This window comes from Porphyrobacter sp. HT-58-2 (assembly GCF_002952215.1).
In the GTDB taxonomy this organism is placed as follows: Bacteria; Pseudomonadota; Alphaproteobacteria; order Sphingomonadales; family Sphingomonadaceae; genus Erythrobacter.
Map to the genome: position 1 here is coordinate 2,355,421 of NZ_CP022600.1, position 15,431 is coordinate 2,370,851.

A 15,431-nucleotide genomic window follows, 5' to 3' on the forward strand; every position below is an offset into this window, starting at 1 on the left:
ATAATATATATTATCAATCTCAAGGATGGTCATGAGCGATACTCCCCCCATTGACCGGCTGATCGCCATCATGGCCCGTTTGCGAGATCCATCAGCAGGATGCGAATGGGATCTCGCGCAGGATTTCACAACAATCGCGCCGTACACCATTGAAGAAGCCTACGAAGTCGCCGACGCCATTGCACGCGGAGACATGGAAGACCTTAAGGAGGAACTCGGCGATCTGCTGCTTCAGGTCGTTTTCCATGGCCGGATGGCCGAGGAAGCTGGACAGTTCTGTTTCGCAGATGTCGCCGATGCCATCAGCGCCAAGATGGAAGCTCGCCATCCCCACATTTTCGGAGCTGCTGGCGGCACCATGGACGAAAAGCGATGGGAAGAGCTCAAGGAATGCGAACGGGCAGCGAAGGGCGTCACCAGTGCGCTTGACGGTGTAGCGCTTGCTTTACCGGCGCTGATGCGTGCCGAGAAGCTCCAGAAGCGCGCCGCGCGTACAGGTTTCGACTGGCCAGATCCTTCCGGCTCGCAAGCTAAGATCACCGAGGAAATCGAGGAACTTAAGACCGCATCTTCAGACGAAGAACGGCTCGAGGAAGCAGGCGATCTGCTATTCGCTGCGGTCAATTTCGTCCGCGCCCACGGGATCAGCGCCGAAGAGGCCCTGCGCGCCGCCAATGCCAAGTTTGAACGTCGGTTCCGCGCGATGGAGGGATTGGCCGGGCAAGAACGCTTCGCCACCCTGTCGCTCGATCAGCAGGAAGAGCTTTGGCAACAGGTCAAGAAGGCCTGACAACCATCAGACAAGACTGGCAAACTGTCCCAACTCCTTGGGATTGAGCCGCACCGTCAATCGGCGCAGTGGCCCTTCAGCATTCTCTCCTGCCTCCTCTTCGGCAAGCACTTCGCCATGCGCGTGAAGCCACGCGATCCGGCGACCGTCACTCACCGGCAACAGGAAGCTGACTTCACGGGCTGTCCCCGTAAGCAGGCGGGCGAGCTCGTCTTCGAGCAGTTCCACCCCCTCACCCGTCGCCGCAGACAGCACCACCGCCCCTTGCCCTTCCGCTGCATCCCGCAATTCGGCAAGACCTTCGGAGTCCATAAGGTCACACTTGTTCCAGACTTCCAGGATCGGAATGGCGCTGGCTCCCGTTTCGGGATCGACCACGCCAAGATCGGCCAGCACGTCGAGAACCTGCTTCTTCTGCGCCGCGTGGCTGGCATTGGCCATGTCACGCACGTGGCAAATCACATCAGCAGCGGTCACTTCTTCAAGTGTCGCACGAAAGGCCGCGACAAGCTGCGTCGGAAGATCGGAGATAAAACCCACAGTGTCAGACAAGATCGCCTTTTCAACCCCCGGCAGGCTTATTGCGCGCATGGTCGGGTCAAGCGTGGCGAACAGCAAGTCCTCGGCCATCACTTCAGCACCGGTCAGCCGATTAAATAGAGTGGACTTCCCGGCATTGGTATAGCCGACGAGCGCCACAACCGGCCAGGGCGCCCTGCCCCGCCTCTCCCGGTGCAGAGCACGGGTTTTCCTGACCTGCTCCAACTCCTTGCGCAGTCGTCCCATGCGCTGCCGGATCATTCGCCGGTCGGCCTCGATCTGGGTTTCGCCCGGACCACCGAGAAAACCGAAGCCGCCACGCTGGCGTTCAAGGTGCGTCCAGCTGCGCACAAGGCGGCTTTGCTGGTAATCGAGATGGGCGAGTTCGACCTGTAGCCTCCCTTCCGCCGTAGCAGCGCGCTCGCCGAAGATTTCGAGGATGAGGCCGGTGCGGTCAATGACCTTGCGCTTCAGCCGGTCTTCGAGATTGCGCTGCTGAATCGGGGTCAGCGCGCCATCAACGATGACCAGTTCCGCCTCGTGCTGCGCGCACCAGACCGCGATATTCTCAACCTGGCCCGAACCGAACAGCGTGTTTGGCTGCATCTGGCGGACAGGCAGAACGGCCGAGTGGGCGATGACAACGCCGATCGCCAATGCCAGCCCTTCTGCCTCCGCCAGCCTTTCAGCCGAATCGAGATCGTAGCGCAGCGCACGGACATCCGGACACAGCACCAGGGCCCGCGCACCGCGGGTGACTTCGTCCTGAAGATCGCTGTCGAAGCTCAGTCGTTTGCCCCGTCGTCTTCGCCATCACCATCATCGACACTCAAGTCGACCGGCGATGCTGGCTGAATTGTGGAGACAGCGTGCTTGTAGGCAAGCTGCACCGCGCCATCGCGCTCAAGCAGCATGCAGAACAAATCATAAGCAGCAATGCGCCCCTGCAGCATTACGCCGTTCACGAGGAACATGGTCACCTGGACATTGGCTTCAGCAACGCGGCTCAGGAAAACGTCCTGCAACTGCTTTTGCTTGCGGCCTCCGGGCTGGCTACCGAATTGCCCGGGGTCAAGCGACTGCCCCGGCATGATCGTGCTGATAGCGTGCTTGTAGACCAGTTGCGATTGTCCATCACGGCGCAACAGGATCGAGAAATTGTCGAACCAGGTCACAATTCCCTGCAACTTCACACCCTTGACCAGAAACATGGTCACGGGAATCTTGTTCTTGCGCAGGAGATTGAGAAAGGCGTCCTGAAGGCTGCCTTGACGGGCGGAACCGCCCGCATTGTCGTTTCCGCGCGGTTCGCTGGACGCGGCAGGTTTGGCAACAGGCCGGGGAGAGAGCGTTCGCCCGCTGGACATGGTCTTGGCTCCTGTTCTTGGCGGCCGGTTTTGCGGTCCGCGATTGTCGGGCCACCGCACGATCCACCGATCGGCAGCCCTTCGCCTCACATCATGGCGATTGGACCCGCTTCCGACAAGGCTTGATTTGCCGAAATTGTCCGACAAGGCAGGCCCTTGTCAGCTATCGTCATCCCGGCGATCTGCCATGCCCAGCAGCTTGAGTTTGCGGTGCAGGGCTGATCGCTCCATTCCGATGAAGCTCGCTGTCTTCGAGATATTGCCCGAAAATCGGCGAATCTGGATAGAGAGGTATTCCCGTTCAAAGCTTTCCCGCGCCTCACGCAGAGGCACCCCCATGATCGAGGAGAGACTGTCGCTCGCAAGCCCGATCTGTCCACCGACAATTTCGGGCGGCAGCATGTCAGGTTCAACCGTGCCGAGCTTTTCGCGCGGGGTCATGATGATCGTACGCTCAACCACGTTTCTCAGCTGGCGGACATTGCCGGGCCAATCATAGGCCTGCAACGCGGCCATCGCTTCGGCTGAAATCTCGGGCGGGGACAAGCCCTGATCATTCGAATAGCGGGTGAAGAAGTGCTCCGCCAAGGTGGGGATATCCTCGCGCCGCTGGGCAAGCGAGGGTATCGCAACAGGCACCACATTGAGGCGGTAGAACAGGTCTTCGCGGAACCGCTTTTCCGCCATTTCGACATTGAGATCGCGGGTGGTGGAGGAAACAACGCGCACATCCACGCCAATCTGGCGCGTACCTCCGACCCGCACGAAACTCTGATCGGTCAGTACTCGCAGAATGCGCGCCTGGGTAGAAAGGGGCATATCCGCGATCTCGTCGAGATACAGCGTGCCACCATCCGCCAGTTCGAGCAGGCCCGGGCGCACCTGCTTGCCATTGGCTTCCTCGCCGAACAGTTCCTGTTCGAACCGTTCGGGGGTAATCCGCGCGGAGTTGACCAGAACAAAGGCACCGTCGGCCCGTGCGCTCCAGGCATGGAGCAGGCGTGCGGCGACCTCTTGCCCGCCCCCGGAGGCCCGGAAATCAGGACGCGGCTGCCGGTGCTTGCGACGCGCTTCAAGGTCGCGCGCACGGCGTTGATGGCGGGCGAATTGCCGGTGAATTCGGCGCTACCCCAGCTGCCTTCGCGCAGACGCGAATTCTCTCGGCGTAGCCGCTCGGTCTCGGTCGCGCGTTCAACCAGCAGCAGCAGGCGTTCGGCTTCGAACGGCTTTTCGATGAAATCCATCGCGCCGCGCCCGACCGCCGCCACGGCAGTGTCGATATTGCCGTGACCGGAAAAGATGATCACCGGCAGATTGGGTTCGCGCAGCTTGATAGCATCGAGCAGTTCAAGCCCGTCCATCTGGCTTCCGTGCAGCCACACATCGAGCAGCACCAGACTGGGGCGACGCTCGTCGATAGCGGCCAGCGCTTCGGTGCTGTCGGCTGCTGTACGGCAGGCATAGCCTTCATCGCCCAGCACGCCGGCCACCAGTTCGCGGATGTCGCGTTCGTCATCGACGATCAGGATTTCAAGAGCCATCGGCACAGTCCTTCGGCGGTTGGATCACAGGTCAGCAAAAGCGCGGTCACAGGCCAGCGCCTTCAACGGGCAAGGGGTTGCGTGCAAAGCGCAAGGTCACGCGGGTGCCGCCACTGACGGTGCTGGCAAAGCTCATGTCGCCGCCATGTTCGTCGACAATCTTGTTGACGATGGCGAGGCCAAGCCCGGTGCCTTTCTCGCGGGTGGTGACATAGGGTTCAGTGATACGCTCGCGGTCTGCCGGAAGGCCGATGCCGTTGTCCTCGATCGTGACGATGATCGCTTCTCCCGCGTCGCGCATCGTGACCGCGATCTCGCCAGCATAAGCGCCCTTGGCCTCGGCAGCGCGAGCCTCGACGGCCTCCACCGCGTTCTTGAGCACATTGGTCATCGCCTGACCGAACTGATGGCGGTCGCAGCGCACTTCACGATCAATCAACTGGGCAGAGGTGACGCTGAATGCGATGCCCGAATGGGCAACCTCTTGCAGGAACACCGACTGCCGAACGAGATCGAGCGCATCCTCGTCACGGAATACCGGCTTGGGCAGGCGGGCAAAGGATGAGAATTCGTCGACCATCTTCCTGAGATCGCCGACCTGCCGGACAATGGTGTTGGTGAGATCGTCGAACAGATCACGGTCTTCATCGCCCACCTGCGTACGATAGCGGCGCTTCAACCGTTCGGTCGCCAGTTGGATCGGAGTGAGCGGGTTCTTGATCTCGTGCGCAATCCTGCGCGCAACGTCAGACCAGGCAGCCTGCCGCTGATCGAGCAGTTGGCGCGTGATGTCCTCAAAGGTGATCACGTGGCCAGAAGTACCCGGCGCGACCTTCACCGCGAGGGTCAGGAGGTCGGCACCCTCGGCATGGGTCACGATCGCGCGCTCCTTGCCCTCGTTGACCATTCGGGCAATCTCGGGAGAGAGCGCTTCGAGCGACTGGCCGATAGGACTGCTTTCGCCTTCGGCATGGTGCTGCGGCGCGAGCAAAGCCTGTGCCGAGGAGTTCATCAGCGTTACCCGTCCGGCGTCATCAACCGAGACAACGCCCGCCGTAACCGATTCCAGCACGGCTTCGGTAAAGGCGCGGCGATCATCAATCTGTCGATTGGCGCTGACAAGGGCCTGGGTCTGCTTTTCCAGCTGCGCTGTCATGCGGTTGAACGCGCGGTTCAGCAGGCCGATCTCGTCAGCCCCGGTGCGCCCTTCGAGCCGCAGGGCGAAATTGCCCTGCCCAACCTTGCGGGCCGCGCCGACAAGATCGGTCAGCGGCTCCACTTGCCTGTCGGCAAAGCGCAGAGCGAACCAGATCGCGAGGCCTACCAGCAGCAAGCTTACGGCCACCAGCGCGATGTTGAACTGCAGCTGCAGCGTGCGGGCGCTGCCGGTCAGGCGATCATAGGCGGTGACGATGGATTGCGCACGCGACCACGAGTTGAACATCGTCTCTTCAGTCGTGCGCGCGTTGTAGAGATAGATCCCGGATTGGGAGTCGATCGGTGCCAGGGCCTCGATCCGCTCCGGGCTGCCGACCACCACTGCGAATTCGCCGCGATCAAGCTTGGGCAAGGCGTCGCGGCTGAATTCGAGCGGGCTGTTGTCCTGTGTCAGGTTGAGAGCGGCGGCAGTCCGGAACGAGCCATCCACCATACGCTGAAGGATGGCGCTTTCGGAAATCTCGCGCCCTTGCGCCTGATAGGCATAGAAATCGGGGAAATCGGGATCGGTAATCGGCACGCGTGCAAGCGTTTCCCGCATGTCGGTCGCCATGGCGATGGTGTTCTGTTCAACGTTGCGCTGATTGGCATCGTAGTAGCTCTGCGCCAACGCGTTGGCGTTCTCCATCAGCCCGCGCGATTCGTCGGAGAACCAGAAATCGACCCCGCTCTGGAACAGAAATGCGGCGAAGCCTGCAACCAGCAGCGTCGGCAGAGCAGCAATCATCGAGAAGAAGAATACAAGGCGCACGTGCAACCGCGCGGTGCTTCCGGCGGCCCGGCGCAGCGCAAGGCGCCGACCGATCAGCACCAGCAAAGCCATGGCCGGCACCAAGGTCGCCATCAGCAACACCGAAACCTGCATCGTCGGCAGCAGGTCGTCAGTTTTCCCGGTGCGGCTGTAAGATGACCATGTCAGCGCGACCGCGGCCACCAGTGCAAGAATGGAGGCAAGCTCGAGCCAGAGAAAGATATTGGCCCGGCGCGCAGCAACCATGAAGCGCCGCCACCAGCGCGGCGGCTGCCAGCCAGCGGAATGCACCGCGCGAGGTGAGGACTGCTCCATCGTTGCCGCTTTACAACAATGGTGTGGCAAATTTGCAAGGCCAATCTGATGGAACGCCCTTTGGGAGCGCCATCATGCAAGCTCAGGACGCGGAGAAGCGATCCGGCTCCAGTCCAAGCTCTCCAATCCGCTTGCGGAGAGTGTTGCGGTTGATCCCGAGCAGCTGTGCCGCGCGGAGCTGATTGCCGCCGGTTCGTCCCAGCGCATATTCGATCAACGGCTTTTCAAACGCAGCAAGGGCGCGGTGATACAGGGCTCCGGGTGGTGGATTTTCCGCGGCCAGCCAGCCTGCCAACGCCGCAGCAAAGCCGCCTCGTGAATCGCCCTGCTGGACTGCGGAGAGCGTGACTTCAGAACCGATTATGTCGGTCACGCTCGCCGCATCGATCCGCTCCTCGCGCGCCATCAACGCGAGGCGGTAGACCACATTGCGCAATTCACGGACATTGCCGCGCCAGTTGCGTGCCTCAAGCTGCTCGATTGCATCGGGAGCCAGTTGACGGCGGGGCAAGCCCTCTTCAGCCGCCTTGATCAGAAAGTGCTGCGCCAGAGCCGCGATATCCTCCCGGCGCTCCCGCAGCGGCGGCAATTCGATAGGCACCACATTGAGGCGATAATAAAGATCCTCACGAAAAGTGCCGGCCGCGATCATCGGAGAGAGATCGCGGTTGGTGGCGGCGATGATACGGACATTGACCGCGATCTCCTGTCGCCCACCAACGCGCCGGATACGTCCCGATTGCAGCGCGCGCAGCAACCGGGTCTGCGCCTCGGCCGGCATATCGCCGATCTCGTCGAGGAACAGCGTCCCGCCATTCGCCTGTTCAAACTTGCCGATCGCTTGCGCGATAGCCCCCGTGAAGGCGCCCTTTTCGTGTCCGAACAGCTCGCTTTCGACGAGGTCGGCAGGGATTGCTGCGGTGTTGACCGCGACAAACGGCCCGGTGCGACGATTGCCCAATTCGTGAATGGCTTCTGCCACCAGTTCCTTGCCGGTGCCGCTTTCCCCGGTGATCAGCACCGTAAGATCATTGCGCAGCACCCGCGTGATCATGCGGTAGACGCCCTGCATCGCGGGACTGCGCCCAACGAGCGGCATCGATTCACCTTCAGTCCCGGGCATCGCGCCGTGAATGTCCTCGGCAGCGGTGGGACGCGTGCCTGCAGCCTGCCGGACAGCATGAAGAAGCTCATCAAGATCGAAAGGCTTGGGAAAGTATTCGAAAGCCTCGCTCTCGCTCGCGCGCACGGCGGTATCGAGCGTGTTCTGCGCCGAAAGCACAATCACCGGCATGTCCGGCGCACGTTCGCGCACCGCCGAAAGACTGGCAAGACCATCACCGTCTTCAAGGATGACATCGGTCAGCATCACCGCAAAGCGGCGGCTGGCAAGCTGACGGTCGCGTGCGGCGATGCTTGTGCAATGCGCAATGGCATAGCCTTCGTCCTCCAGCGCGGCGATGATCACCGTGGCGATGGCGGCATCATCCTCAACCAGCAGGATGGGATCTGAAGCGTTGCTGGCCACAGGCTATGCCTCGCTGTGAGCCTGCGGCAGGTGCAGGCGGAAGTGGGTAAGGCCGGCGCGAGCATCACGTTCGTGGCTGATATTGCCGTTCATGTCGCGCACCAGCTTGCGCACCAGCGGCAACCCCAGCCCCTGCCCTGCAGGCTTTGACGAGACAAAGGGTTCAAACACATGATCGCGCAGCGCCGGATCAATGCCCGGTCCATTGTCGGAAACAGAAATTTCGATCGACAAGGGAACCGCGCGCCCATTGCGTATGGCACTGAAGGCTAGTCCGCTGACGAAGCGGGTCTGGACAATGATCAGCCCCTCCCCGCCCTCACCCAAGGCAGCATCGCGCGCATTCGATATGAGGTTGATCAGCACCTGCTCCAACGCATCGCGGTTGGCCAGCACCGGCGGCAGGGACGGATCGAATTCCTCACGGATTTCAACCGCGATTTGGTCGGTTCCGGCCGCTCGCATGGTGGCAACGGCCGCACGAATGGCTTCATGCGGATTGCAGGGCTCGACCGGCCCGGGGCGCGTGCTGCCGAGCTGCTGCATCCGGTCGATGAGGCGAGCAATGCGATCAACCTCATCGGTGATCATCCGCGCGAGTTTCTTGTCGGCATCGGGCAGCTTTCGCAGAGCCAACTGCCCAGCCCCGCGGATCGCTGCGAGCGGGTTCTTGATCTCGTGTGCGAGCACCGCCGGCGCGCTCAGCATTGCCTCGCCGCCCTGCTGGTGGACCGGATCGTCATGGCCGATTTCCGAAAGGGTAACGACGCGCCAACCGGGGAAATTGCCGAGCGGGGAGACTGTCATGTTGACGCGCATTTCGGTCTCGCCTGCGGTGATCGCGAGGTCGCGCGCCACCAGGGCCTCGTCCGCTGCTTCGAGCCGCGCCTCGACGCGCGTGTCGATCGGGCCGATCCTGTCGGCCAGAGGCATCCCGATCAACCGGTTGGCACTGGTGCCAAGCAGGCTTTCAGCGGCGTGGTTTACCTCTGCAATCCGACCATCGGCATCCACCAGCAAGACAGCAAAGATCATCCCTCCGATTTGCGCTCGCGCATCAGGCAGGAGGTCTGCGCCGCCTTCTCCCTTCGCATCAAGGGCGCTGGCCACGCCTCAGGCCGCCTTCTGCAACAGGAACGGCTCGTAAAAGCGCGCAATCTCGCCCAGCACCTGATCGGGATCGTCAATAAAGTTGGCCATGTTGCGGAATTCGGCCGATCCGTGGAGACCCTTGGTGTACCAGCCCAGATGCTTGCGGGCCATCTTCACGCCGGTCTCGCGGCCATAGTGATCGAGCATCCGGTTATAATGCTCGACCAATACGGCGTATTGCTCGTCCATGGCCGGCGTCGGCAGCGCCTCGCCGGTGCGCCACCAGTGCATCACCTGCCCCAGCAGCCACGGCTTGCCGTAGGCACCGCGCCCGATCATCACCCCGTCCGCGCCCGATTGTTCGAGCGCCTTCGCGGCATCTTCGACCCCGCAGATATCGCCGTTGACGATGACCGGGATATTCACCGCATCCTTGACCTTGCGGACGAACGCCCAGTCGGCATTCCCCTTGTACATCTGGTTGCGGGTGCGGCCGTGGACGGTGACCATCTGCACCCCGAGATCCTCGGCGATCCGGGCCATTTCGGGGGCGTTGAGGCTGTCATGGCACCAGCCCATGCGCATCTTGACGGTGACCGGCACCTTCACCGCCTTGACGGTCGCTTCCATCAGCCGCACCGCCAGCGGCACCTCGCGCATCAGCGCGGAGCCGGCGAACTGGCCAACGACCTTGCGCACGGGACAGCCGAAATTGATGTCGATGATTGCCGCGCCGTTGCCTTCCTGAATCTTCGCTGCCTCGGCCATGCTGGCGGGATCACAGCCGACCAGCTGCATCGAGACGGGTTCCTCGATCCGGTCCCACGCGGTCTTCTGGGTGCTGACGCGGGTTTCGCGGATAGCCGCTTCGCTCGCCACCATCTCGGTGACGTTGAGGCCCGAGCCGTAGCGTCGCACCAGCGTGCGAAACGGCATGTCGGTGACGCCCGTCATGGGTGCGAGCACGACCGGCTCGGCAACCGTAACCGGGCCGATGGCAATCGGCTTCAGCGCCGGAGGAGTTGGAAGCTTTGTCATGGAAGTTGCCTAATAATTGGGCAGGCGCATAGTGGATTGCCGAAAGCCCGTCCAGACCTTAAGCGAACGCCCCGATGGACAGTTCTGCCGCCCTTCCCCCGTTTGCCGCGATAGTAGTCGCTGCTGGCAAGGGCCTGCGTGCTGGCGGCGAGACGCCAAAGCAGTTCCGCCAATGGAACGGCGCTCCGCTGGTCCGTCACTCTGTCGAGGCATTGCTGGAGCATGGCGCAAGCGAGGTCGTGGTGGCGATACCCGCCGGAGCGGATGCGGTCGCCACCGCCGCGCTTAGCGGACTGGATCGCTACCGCCTCGTGACCGGCGGTGAAACGCGGCAGGAATCGGTCCACAATGCACTCGAGGCGATGGTTGGCAGGTCTCACACCCGCGTGCTGATCCACGATGCAGCCCGCCCGGATGTGCCACCGTATGTAACAACGCGCCTGATCGAGATGCTGGATGTCCATCCCGGCGCGATTCCCGTCCTCCCGGTGGTCGACAGCCTTGCGGTTGCGGGTGCCGACGGCACGATGACGGGCAAGGCGGATCGCGAGGCACTGCGCCACGTCCAGACCCCACAGGCCTTCCGGTTCGATGCCATTCTCGCCGCGCATCGCGCATGGACCGGGGCGCCAGATGCGGGCGACGACGCACAAGTGCTGATGGCAAGCAATGGTTCAGTCGCGCTGGTTCAGGGCGATGAACGCCTGAAGAAGATCACCTTTGCCGAGGATTTCGCCCCAGCCATGACAACACCGTCCTTCCGCATCGGACAGGGTTTCGATGTCCATCGACTGGAGCCGGGTGAAGAACTTTGGCTTGGCGGCGTACATATCCCGCATGACATGGGGCTCGCGGGCCACTCTGATGCCGATGTCGCGCTGCACGCAATCACCGATGCGGTGCTGGGCGCGGTCGGCGAAGGCGATATTGGCACGCACTTCCCGCCCAGCGACCCGCAATGGCGCGGGGCGCGTTCGGGGCAGTTTCTGGAGCATGCGGTGGGACTGGCCCGCAAGGCCGGTTACACCATCGCCAATGTCGACCTTACCTTGATTTGCGAGGCACCCAAAATCGGCCCCCACCGCCCCGCGATGCGCGCTGAGGTCGCAAGGCTGATGAGCCTTGATCAAGGCGCGGTCAGCATCAAGGCGACCACCACCGAAAAGCTCGGCTTTACCGGCCGCGGCGAGGGCATCGCTGCGCAGGCCATCGTTCTTGTCACCCTTGCCCCCGAAGGAACCTCAGCATGACAAAGCCCCTTTTGGCATCCTCTCTTGCTTTTGCCGCCCTCGCCAGTGCGCAGGCGGGGCAGGCACAACAACAGGCCTGTGTCGACGCCGCCGATCTGGCCGATACCATCGTCTACGCGATGCCGATCGCCTATGATGCGAGCCGCACGGCCTGTGCGAACCGCTTCTCGCGGGACGGCTTCATGGCGACACGCGGCGACGATTTCGCCGCAAAGTTCCGGGCCCGGCAGGACGCCGCTTGGCCGGGCGCGTTTCGCATGCTGAAAACCTTCGTGGCCAAGGATGGTGAGGCTTCGTCGGCGTCGGGCATGGACATGAGCGCGATGCTCTCGACCATGCCGCCCGAAGCATTGAGGCCGTTTGTCGACGCGCTCGTGGGTCAGATGATCGCGCAGGAGATCAAGGGCGATACCTGCAACAAGATCGAGCGCGGTGCGGAGCTGCTGAGCCCGCTTCCGGCGGACAATATCGGCGGGCTGGTCGCCTTCATCGCTGAAATGGCCGATCTGAAGAATCCGCCGCTCTGTCCCGCTGCGGCCGCTGGCACGGCAAAGAAGAAGTAACCCCTTTCATGACCAACTCTCTGCTTCCTGACGACATTGCCGCACTGGCCGAAAGGGTTGTGGCCGAGAACATTGCCGCTGGCCGCAAGGTCACGGTCGCAGAAAGCTGCACCGGCGGCCTTGTTGCGGGGGCGCTGACGGAAATCGCAGGCTCCTCCGCCGTTCTCGATCGCGGCTTCGTGACCTATTCGAATGAAGCGAAGATGGAGATGCTGGGCGTCGCCAGCGACATCATTGAGACCTTTGGTGCGGTCTCGATCGCCTGTGCCTGGGCGATGGCAAAGGGCGCGCTGGATCGCTCGAAGGCCGATGTCGCCGTGGCGATCAGCGGCGTGGCAGGGCCAGGTGGCGGCACAACCCTGAAACCCGTCGGGACCGTGGTGTTTGCCCGCGTGACGCGTGATGCCGGGGGCGAGCCTGAAGGCGAACTCAGGTTCTTCGACGGTGGGGATGGCCCCGGCGGTCGGGCTGAAATCCGCCGTCAGGCCACGCTTTGCGCGCTGGAACTGCTACGGCCGTAAAGCTGCGCGGCCCGCGCTTCGAAGGCTTCGACCATCTTGCGGAAGGCCTTGTCGAAATACTGCCCCGCGATCTTTTCGAACAGGCGGTTCTTGAAGGTGAACTCGACGAGGAAATCGATCTCGCAAGTGGACGCGTCCACTTCACGGAAGGTCCAGACATTGTCGAGATCGGAAAGCGGCCCGTCGATGTAATGCACCGCAATCTCGCGCGGCCGGTCCTTCTTAACACGCGAGGTGAAGCTTTCGCGGATCGCCTTGAAGCCCACCACCATGTCAGCGACCATTTCGGTTTCGCTGTTGGACCGCACCCGGGTAGCGATCACCCAGGGCAAAAACTCGCCATAGCGGCCAACGTCCGCCACCAGATCGAACATCTGCTCGGCGCTGTAAGGCAGGCGGCGGGTTTCGCGAATGCCGGGCATCAGCCGCGTGCCCGCTCCCGTGACAGCTTTTCCTCCCGCGCGGCGCGCATTTTCGCGAAATCGTCACCCGCGTGGTAGCTGGAACGGGTGAGCGGCGAGGACGCGACCTGAAGGAAGCCCTTGGCCCGCGCAATCGCACCATAGGCGGCAAAGGCCTTGGGCGTGACGAATTCCTCGACCTTCGCATGCTTCGGCGTAGGCTGGAGATATTGCCCCATGGTGATGAAATCGACCTCGGCTGAACGCATGTCGTCCATCACCTGATGCACTTCCAGACGCTGTTCGCCCAGCCCCAGCATGATGCCCGACTTGGTGAAGATCAGCGGGTTGTGGGCCTTGACCTCCTCCAGCAGCCGCAGCGAGGCATAATAGCGCGCGCCCGGCCGGATCGTGGGGTAAAGCCGCGGCACGGTTTCAAGGTTGTGGTTATAGACATCCGGCCCCGCTTCGCAGATCATTTCGACCGCGCGGCGCATCTTGCCGCGGAAGTCGGGCGTCAGAATCTCGATCGTCGTGTTCGGCGTATTGCGGCGCAGCGCCTCGATCACCTTGACGAATTGCATCGCCCCGCCATCGGGCAGATCGTCCCGGTCAACGCTGGTGATGACGATATGTTCGAGGCCCATCTTGGCCGCCGCGATGGCCGTATTCTCCGGCTCCATCGGATCAACCGCGCGCGGCATCCCGGTCTTGACGTTGCAGAAGGCGCAGGCGCGCGTGCAGACGTCCCCAAGGATCATCACCGTCGCGTGCTTTTTCGTCCAGCACTCCCCAATGTTCGGGCAGGCCGCTTCTTCGCACACCGTATTGAGGTTCAATTCGCGCATCAGCTTGCGCGTTTCATGATAGCCCTCGCTCACCGGCGCGCGCACGCGGATCCAGTCGGGCTTGCGCTGGCGGGCGGGCCGTTCTTGCCCCGGTTCACGGTCGATGGACGGCTGCGGCGTGCTGGCGAGGTCGTTCATGACGAGCCATTTAGGCGCCCCGCGCCGGTCTCGCAAGCGCGCTCGGGGTTGCAAATCCAGCACTGTCCCTCAAAAAAAGAGCGCCGGACGAACCGTCCGGCGCTCTGATGAAACCGACATTGCAGGGCTGGATCAGTCGCCAGCCATCTCGGCAGGTGCCGCCATCGGTGCCGCTGCGGGAGCGGCCTTCTGCGTTGCATAGGCGCTCCACAGCTTGGCAATCGATGCGCGAACGCCTTCTACCTTGGCGAAATTTTCGCGCGCAGCAGCCATATCGCCAGCCAAGACCTGAGCGATCCCCAGTCGGGTCAGCACAAGATTGCGGTCAACCCCGGCGATCCCGAGGGCCTTTTCGTAGAATGCAGCTGCCTTGGCGTAGTCGCCATAGTTGAGGAATGCATCGGCCGCACCCACCACAAGTCGGAAATTGGTCGTGCTGGCATTGGCGTCACGCTCAAGCGTCGGCAATTCAGCCCGATCGGCCGCAATGCGACCAGTGGCAATCCCCATCTGCTCGTCCACGAAGGTATCAGAACCCTTGGGAACCAGACCCTTGGCGCGGGCCTCTTCGATCACGGTCTTCACTTCCATCGGCAGACGGCGCGCATCAGCAGATTCGATGTAAAGGATGTAGTCCATATTGTTCTGCAACATGTCTACCCGGCGGCCGAGGCGCAGCAGATCCAGCATTGCCTGTGGCTCGAATTCGTTGAGGTTGCGCGTTGCATTGACCGCGTCACGCCAGTTCTGCTCGGTCGGGAAATCGACCACCCATGCCGCCAGATAGTCATAGACCTGCGGCACGACCTCGTTGCTGTAGGCAACCGAAAATCCGCGCCGGTACCAACGTTCGTCGATGACCCCTCCCTGCGCCTTGCGCTGGGAGATGGAGTCCATCAAATACTGCAGGCCTTCCTGAAAGCGTTCTTCGGAGAAGTACGTCTCGGCCATGTTCATCTCCAGATCGCCCGGCTTCATGTTCGTACCGAGGTAACCCAGATCAATCGCCTTCTGGAGATGAGCGCGCGCCCTGTCATACTGCTCAAGATTGCTGGCGACCTGGAACGCAACGACCTGGAAGCGGCCAACCTCTGCCGGAGCAATCTTCCCGCTGTTAAGCATCATTTCGACGCCCTGCAGTTGAACTACTTGGTCCTCTGTAGTGACGCCGGTGTTGAACAGCAGCCCACCGGCTGCAATCTGCTCGTCCGGCGAAATCGAGAGCGGCGCAAGAGCCAGGATCAGCGGCTTGAGCGCGACGAAATCAGGCGCTCCGCCCTTCATCGCTTCTTCGATCGGCTTATAGGCCTCAACGAATTCCTTCGAATAGACCGGCTTGCCTGCGTCCTTCTTGTCATCCTTCTTCTTTTTCTGGGCAAAGGCCGCATCGGTCATGCCGGGAACTGCCAGCACCGCGGTGCCGCCCGCAAGCGCCAGCGCCAGAGCGAACTGGCGCGCAAGGCTGACCGAATGGCGGGGCGAAGAATAATGAGTCACTGCATCCTCCAGTAATTGCGCAGTCCCCCGCCA

Annotated in this window: 13 protein-coding genes and 1 pseudogene; 4 read left to right on the forward strand and 10 right to left on the reverse strand. The window is 62.2% G+C overall.

Going from position 1 to position 15,431, the window contains the following annotated elements; translation table 11 throughout:
- Window positions 1-31: 31 nt before the first annotated feature.
- The gene (gene mazG / locus CHX26_RS11105) at window positions 32-790 is read left to right on the forward strand and encodes a nucleoside triphosphate pyrophosphohydrolase (RefSeq protein WP_199797828.1); all 759 of its coding nucleotides are present in this window, start codon (window positions 32-34) and stop codon (window positions 788-790) included.
- Window positions 791-796: 6 nt separating this feature from the next.
- Here mazG and hflX read toward each other — a convergent pair whose 3' ends face one another.
- The 7 genes and pseudogenes from hflX to dusB all read right to left on the reverse strand — a co-directional run bounded on the left by hflX (window position 797) and on the right by dusB (window position 10,180).
- Window positions 797-2,065: a GTPase HflX gene (hflX, locus tag CHX26_RS11110; protein ID WP_233997128.1), complete on the reverse strand. Its 1,269-nt coding sequence runs from the start codon at window positions 2,063-2,065 to the stop codon at window positions 797-799.
- A 50-nt stretch (window positions 2,066-2,115) separates the two neighbouring features.
- Complete coding sequence (hfq, locus tag CHX26_RS11115; protein WP_104942419.1) at window positions 2,116-2,697, reverse strand: RNA chaperone Hfq; 582 nt, start codon at window positions 2,695-2,697, stop codon at window positions 2,116-2,118.
- Between the two features lie 159 nt (window positions 2,698-2,856).
- Window positions 2,857-4,238 (reverse strand): annotated as a pseudogene (gene ntrX, locus CHX26_RS11120) (nitrogen assimilation response regulator NtrX).
- 46 nt (window positions 4,239-4,284) lie between these two features.
- The gene (locus CHX26_RS11125; protein WP_104942420.1) at window positions 4,285-6,522 is read right to left on the reverse strand and encodes a sensor histidine kinase; all 2,238 of its coding nucleotides are present in this window, start codon (window positions 6,520-6,522) and stop codon (window positions 4,285-4,287) included.
- Between the two features lie 82 nt (window positions 6,523-6,604).
- Window positions 6,605-8,050 carry a sigma-54-dependent transcriptional regulator gene (locus CHX26_RS11130; protein WP_104942421.1) on the reverse strand — a complete coding sequence of 482 codons (1,446 nt, stop codon included), beginning with the start codon at window positions 8,048-8,050 and terminating at the stop codon, window positions 6,605-6,607.
- Between the two features lie 3 nt (window positions 8,051-8,053).
- Complete coding sequence (locus CHX26_RS11135; RefSeq protein ID WP_104942422.1) at window positions 8,054-9,160, reverse strand: two-component system sensor histidine kinase NtrB; 1,107 nt, start codon at window positions 9,158-9,160, stop codon at window positions 8,054-8,056.
- Between the two features lie 3 nt (window positions 9,161-9,163).
- Window positions 9,164-10,180, reverse strand: coding sequence for a tRNA dihydrouridine synthase DusB (gene dusB / locus CHX26_RS11140; RefSeq protein WP_104942423.1), 1,017 nt, complete (start codon window positions 10,178-10,180; stop codon window positions 9,164-9,166).
- 74 nt (window positions 10,181-10,254) lie between these two features.
- Here dusB and CHX26_RS11145 point away from each other — a divergent pair, with 74 nt between their 5' ends.
- Genes CHX26_RS11145 through CHX26_RS11155 form a run of 3 tightly spaced genes read left to right on the forward strand, consistent with a single transcriptional unit; the run spans window position 10,255 to window position 12,514 of the window.
- Window positions 10,255-11,430: a bifunctional 2-C-methyl-D-erythritol 4-phosphate cytidylyltransferase/2-C-methyl-D-erythritol 2,4-cyclodiphosphate synthase gene (locus tag CHX26_RS11145; RefSeq protein ID WP_104942424.1), complete on the forward strand. Its 1,176-nt coding sequence runs from the start codon at window positions 10,255-10,257 to the stop codon at window positions 11,428-11,430.
- Window positions 11,427-11,993: a hypothetical protein gene (locus CHX26_RS11150; protein ID WP_104942425.1), complete on the forward strand. Its 567-nt coding sequence runs from the start codon at window positions 11,427-11,429 to the stop codon at window positions 11,991-11,993. The genes CHX26_RS11145 and CHX26_RS11150 overlap by 4 nt, the downstream gene beginning before the upstream one ends.
- 8 nt (window positions 11,994-12,001) lie before the next feature.
- Window positions 12,002-12,514: a CinA family protein gene (locus tag CHX26_RS11155; protein ID WP_104942426.1), complete on the forward strand. Its 513-nt coding sequence runs from the start codon at window positions 12,002-12,004 to the stop codon at window positions 12,512-12,514.
- On the opposite strand, the gene CHX26_RS11160 is transcribed toward CHX26_RS11155, so the two are convergent.
- The 3 genes from CHX26_RS11160 to CHX26_RS11170 form a co-directional block, all read right to left on the reverse strand.
- Window positions 12,475-12,936 (reverse strand): type II toxin-antitoxin system RatA family toxin, encoded by a 462-nt coding sequence (locus CHX26_RS11160; protein WP_104942427.1) that lies wholly within the window; start codon window positions 12,934-12,936, stop codon window positions 12,475-12,477. The genes CHX26_RS11155 and CHX26_RS11160 overlap by 40 nt on opposite strands.
- Window positions 12,936-13,901: a lipoyl synthase gene (gene lipA / locus CHX26_RS11165; protein ID WP_104942428.1), complete on the reverse strand. Its 966-nt coding sequence runs from the start codon at window positions 13,899-13,901 to the stop codon at window positions 12,936-12,938. Before lipA ends, CHX26_RS11160 begins: the two co-directional genes overlap by 1 nt.
- A gap of 132 nt (window positions 13,902-14,033) precedes the next feature.
- The gene (locus CHX26_RS11170; RefSeq protein ID WP_104942429.1) at window positions 14,034-15,398 is read right to left on the reverse strand and encodes a hypothetical protein; all 1,365 of its coding nucleotides are present in this window, start codon (window positions 15,396-15,398) and stop codon (window positions 14,034-14,036) included.
- Window positions 15,399-15,431: the final 33 nt, after the last annotated feature.

What these genes read in the sequence shown, in the direction of transcription:
- CHX26_RS11150 (WP_104942425.1), top strand. Translation starts at nt 11,427, where the DNA reads ATGACAAAGCCCCTTTTGGCATCCTCTCTTGCTTTTGCCGCCCTCGCC.
- mazG (WP_199797828.1), top strand. Translation starts at nt 32, where the DNA reads ATGAGCGATACTCCCCCCATTGACCGGCTGATCGCCATCATGGCCCGT.
- dusB (WP_104942423.1), bottom strand. Translation starts at nt 10,180, where the DNA reads ATGACAAAGCTTCCAACTCCTCCGGCGCTGAAGCCGATTGCCATCGGC.
- lipA (WP_104942428.1), bottom strand. Translation starts at nt 13,901, where the DNA reads ATGAACGACCTCGCCAGCACGCCGCAGCCGTCCATCGACCGTGAACCG.
- CHX26_RS11155 (WP_104942426.1), top strand. Translation starts at nt 12,002, where the DNA reads ATGACCAACTCTCTGCTTCCTGACGACATTGCCGCACTGGCCGAAAGG.
- CHX26_RS11160 (WP_104942427.1), bottom strand. Translation starts at nt 12,936, where the DNA reads ATGCCCGGCATTCGCGAAACCCGCCGCCTGCCTTACAGCGCCGAGCAG.
- CHX26_RS11145 (WP_104942424.1), top strand. Translation starts at nt 10,255, where the DNA reads ATGGACAGTTCTGCCGCCCTTCCCCCGTTTGCCGCGATAGTAGTCGCT.
- hfq (WP_104942419.1), bottom strand. Translation starts at nt 2,697, where the DNA reads ATGTCCAGCGGGCGAACGCTCTCTCCCCGGCCTGTTGCCAAACCTGCC.
- CHX26_RS11125 (WP_104942420.1), bottom strand. Translation starts at nt 6,522, where the DNA reads ATGGAGCAGTCCTCACCTCGCGCGGTGCATTCCGCTGGCTGGCAGCCG.